Genomic DNA, 916 nt, shown 5'->3' on the forward strand with positions numbered 1-916 from the left:
TATTCTTTTTCATTTAAGACAGGGAAAAAAAGCAGAAGTAATCCGACGGTACATCAAAATGAAATACCGCATAAACATGGATCTTTCTGCTTTAAAAGAAAGGGTTAAGAATCTTAACTCACAACTGGAGTTGACCTAAAGGTTATTCCTTGTAGATCTTGACTACGGGGTTATTCTTTTCACGGATATAACCCCTATACATACCCGCTGTATTAAACGGCATTGCTATATTTCCCTGCCTGTCAAGGGCTATTATTCCGCCCGAACCACCTTTTTGCACCAGCTTGTTCATTACTACCTCCTCGGCAGCTTCTTCTACGCTCATATCATTGTATTTCATTAGTGCGGCTATATCATAGGCCACAACATTCCTGATAAAAAATTCGCCATGTCCGGTTGCTGAGACACCACAAGTAGCATTATCGGCATACGTACCCGCACCAATCACTGGAGAGTCACCTATTCGGCCATATCTTTTGTTGGTCATGCCACCGGTAGAAGTACCTGCTGCAATATTGCCATGAGCGTCCAGTGCCACACAGCCTACGGTTCCGAATTTGTAGTCGGGATACTGTTCAAGGTATGCCGAGGTGTTTTCCTCTTCCTTGATGCGTTGCAACTGCTCATGGCGTCTCTCATCGTAGAAGTACGAAGGATCAACTATTTCAAGTCCTTGTTCTGCGGCGAATTGCTCAGCGCCCTTGCCGGACATCATTACATGTGGGGACTTCTCCATTACTGCTCTGGCTGCGATAATAGGGCTTTTTACATTAGTTACACCTGCCACAGCTCCGGCATCGCTGGTTTCACCGTTCATAATGGAGGCGTCCATTTCATTTTTTCCTTCATTGGTAAAAACAGCCCCTCTTCCGGCATTGAATAGCGGTGATTCTTCCAGTATTTGAATGGCAGTAGT

1 protein-coding gene is annotated in these 916 nt (G+C 44.9%); it reads right to left on the reverse strand.

Annotation, left to right across the window (positions count from 1 at the left end; genetic code table 11):
* Positions 1 to 142: 142 nt before the first annotated feature.
* A partial coding sequence (locus tag E1163_RS00245) for an isoaspartyl peptidase/L-asparaginase family protein (RefSeq protein ID WP_155168531.1) occupies positions 143 to 916 on the reverse strand: 774 nt, incomplete at its 5' end.

The sequence above is a fragment of the Fulvivirga kasyanovii genome, from assembly GCF_009711405.1.
Lineage (GTDB): Bacteria > Bacteroidota > Bacteroidia > Cytophagales > Cyclobacteriaceae > Fulvivirga > Fulvivirga kasyanovii.